This window comes from Komarekiella delphini-convector SJRDD-AB1, assembly GCF_014831675.1.
Classification (GTDB): Bacteria; Cyanobacteriota; Cyanobacteriia; order Cyanobacteriales; family Nostocaceae; genus Komarekiella.
This window is the reverse complement of the sequence record NZ_VJXY01000032.1, coordinates 1-3,200: the sequence shown is the minus strand read 5'-3', so window position 1 is coordinate 3,200 and position 3,200 is coordinate 1. Positions and strand designations below refer to the sequence as shown.

At 42.7% G+C, this 3,200-nt stretch carries 3 protein-coding genes; 2 read left to right on the top strand and 1 reads right to left on the bottom strand.

Going from position 1 to position 3,200, the window contains the following annotated elements; translation table 11 throughout:
- Positions 1-288: 288 nt before the first annotated feature.
- Positions 289-933, top strand: a complete 645-nt coding sequence (locus FNW02_RS24155; RefSeq protein ID WP_191760029.1) for a L,D-transpeptidase — start codon at positions 289-291, stop codon at positions 931-933.
- Positions 934-974: 41 nt separating this feature from the next.
- On the opposite strand, the gene pgsA is transcribed toward FNW02_RS24155, so the two are convergent.
- Positions 975-1,523, bottom strand: a complete 549-nt coding sequence (gene pgsA, locus FNW02_RS24150) for a CDP-diacylglycerol--glycerol-3-phosphate 3-phosphatidyltransferase (RefSeq protein WP_191760028.1) — start codon at positions 1,521-1,523, stop codon at positions 975-977.
- Between the two features lie 94 nt (positions 1,524-1,617).
- Here pgsA and FNW02_RS24145 point away from each other — a divergent pair, with 94 nt between their 5' ends.
- Positions 1,618-3,039 carry an aspartate ammonia-lyase gene (locus tag FNW02_RS24145; protein ID WP_191760027.1) on the top strand — a complete coding sequence of 474 codons (1,422 nt, stop codon included), beginning with the start codon at positions 1,618-1,620 and terminating at the stop codon, positions 3,037-3,039.
- Positions 3,040-3,200 lie beyond the last annotated feature (161 nt).

Here is a 3,200-nt window from a genome sequence, read left to right as displayed (position 1 = left end):
TACTCCAGATACCATCAAGCCGACTAATCAAAATACTCCTCGAAATACTCCAAATACTACAAAGCCAGCTAATCGAAATACTCCTGATAACACAATGCAAATACGTCGCGTTCGAGGACGAGGATAAAACCTGTTTAATTAGTGAGATTTGGCAAACTAGTTGAATAACAATTCAGAATTCAGACTTCAAGCTAGTTGAGATTTGAGTTCTGAATTACTTTTGATAAGTAAAAGCAAACTGAAAACTTAAATACTTGGAAAAAACTTGTATAGTTAATGCAACAAATTATGAGCAGTAATGTGTATTACCGTAGTGCTCTCAAATTTGGATTGATCTCAATTACTTTGCTTTTCTGGTTTCCATTACGTGCTACTGCCAGAACAACGGTTGAGCAAGGAGTAATGGAGAAGACAATAATTAGTCAACTCAACTCTCCTCCAGCACTGCCAAGCCTTCCTAGCACTTCTGAGCGAGTGATGCGTTTACTGCTCAGGCTCAAGCTTCCAGTGCAGCCAACCCCTCCTAGCACTCCTGAGCAAAATATCCATTTACTACTCGTTCTCAAGCAACGAAGACTTTATGTTTATCAGGGGAATGTTTTACAAGCTAGTTACCCAGTGGCTATTGGTAAACCAAAGTGGGAAACGCCTACAGGCAAATTTAAAGTGCTTAATATGGTTGAAAACCCGGCTTGGGAAAATCCATTCGTTTCTAATACAGAAGTTGTTCCTCCAGGTTTACAAAATCCTTTGGGAGAGCGCTGGATTGGATTTTGGACTGATGGAAAAGACGAAATCGGATTTCATGGTACTTATAAGCGAGACTCTGTAGGGAAGGCAATTTCTCATGGTTGTGTTCGCATGTATAACGAGGATGTGCGGAAATTGTATGAAATAGTGACAATAGGAACCCTTGTAATTGTGGTTCCTTAAATACAGAAAAATGTAGATGAACAATCGTTATTTATCTGTGATTACTGATTTTGATCTGTAACTTTATTTTGATATTCGGCAACACTAACTTTTGGTGGCACTAGGTAAACTACTCCAGATATGATTGTCAAAGCGACTGAAATCCAGAAAGCAATTAGGGATGGGATTTGCCACACTGGTGGTAAGGGTGCAATTAAAAGAGCGATCGCTACTATTTGACTAACGGTTTTGAGTTTACCCCAAATATTTGCCCCGGTAATTGTCGTTTGATTGACTCGCCAACCAGCGATCGCTAATTCTCGCGCTAAAATCAGAAACACTCCCCAAGCTGGAACCTTCCCTAGTTCAATTAACACTAATAACGGCGCAAGTACTAAAAGTTTATCCACTAGAGGGTCGAGAAACTTACCTAATTCGCTGATTTGGTTGAGTTTCCGCGCTAAATAACCGTCTAACCAATCAGTTAATGCCGCAATTAGAAAAATTGTCAAACATATCCACCTAGCTTGTGGTGTGGGATTATATAAACCGTAAAGCAAAAATGGAATCCCCAAGAGGCGAGAAAAGGTAATCCAGTTAGGTAGAGTCATAGGGAATTAAAAAATGTACAGATTCTATGCAGACTAGCTGATCTGAGTTTACCTGCGTGGGATGATCGGTTTTTTGATATTCACCAAAGAATCTATGACTCAACAACCAGACTTTGAATTTCGCATCGAACGCGATTCGATGGGCGATCGCCAAATTGCTAGTAGCGTTTATTACGGTATTCAAACGCTGCGAGCGGTCGAAAACTTCACTATTAGTGGGATATGCCCTTTACCTACCTACGTAGATGCATGTATTCTCATTAAAAAAGCTACAGCAATAGTTAATGGTGAGCTTGGTTGCATTCCCCAAGATATTAGTCAGGCAATTGTGCAAGCTGCTGATGAAATACTCGCCGGAAAATTCCGTGACCAATTTGTTGTCGATATCTATCAAGCGGGTGCTGGAACCTCCCACCACATGAACGTTAACGAAGTTTTGGCAAATCGCGCTTTAGAAATTCTCGGTGAAGAAAAAGGCAATTACAAGCGCGTTAGTCCCAATGACCACGTTAACTATGGGCAGTCTACCAATGATGTGATTCCCACGGCAATTCGGATTGGTGGCTTATTGGCGCTGTCAAAGACGTTACAGCCAGGTTTAGATAAAGCGATCGCAGCCTTAGAAGATAAAGCTGTAGAATTTCAAGATATCGTCAAATCTGGCAGAACCCACATGCAAGATGCTGTACCCGTGCGTTTGGGTGAAAACTTTCGCGCTTGGGCGCAAATTCTGACAGAACATCAAAACCGCATTTACACAGCCTCCGGGGATTTGATGGTGCTAGGTTTGGGAGGTAGTGCTGCTGGTACAGGGATGAATACTCATCCTCAGTATCGCGCCCGTGTGGTAGAAATTCTCTCAGAACTGCTAAATTTTCCCCTAGAACCTGCCCCCCACCTCATGGCAGCAATGCAGAGTATGGCTCCATTTGTGAATGTTTCCGGGGCTTTGCGTAACTTGGCGCAGGATTTAGTCAAAATATCCCATGATTTGCGGCTAATGGATTCAGGGCCAAAAACTGGCTTGAAAGAAATTCAATTACCACCAGTGCAACCAGGTTCCTCGATTATGCCAGGGAAGTATAACCCGGTAATGGCAGAGATGACATCAATGGTGTGTTTTCAGGTGATGGGATACGACAGTGCGATCGCCTTAGCCGCCCAAGCAGGACAATTAGAATTAAATGTGATGATGCCGCTGATTGCGTATAACCTGATTCACAGTATTGAAATCCTTGGGTTAACCATAGCCGCACTCGCGCAACGCTGCATCCAAGGAATTACTGCCAACCGAGAACGTTGTTTAGCTTACGCTGAAGGCAGTTTAGCTTTAGTAACCGCACTCAATTCGCACATCGGTTATTTAAAAGCAGCAGATGTAGCCAAAGAATCTTTAGAAACTGGCAAATCTCTGCGACAGATTGTCCTAGAACAAGGGCTGATGAGTGAAGCAGAATTAGCCATAGTGTTAAATTTGGAACAAATGAGTAGTATCTTACCCCTCAAGTCAGAATAATAAGTTATGAAGCATGGAGCATCGGGCATTGGGTACTGAAAAAATATTTCTAAATATTTATTTCCCATTCCCCATTCCCCATTCCCCAGTCCCCAGTCCCCAGTCCCCATTCCCCATTCCCCAGTCCCCAGTCCCCAGTCCCCAATCCCCAATCCCCATAC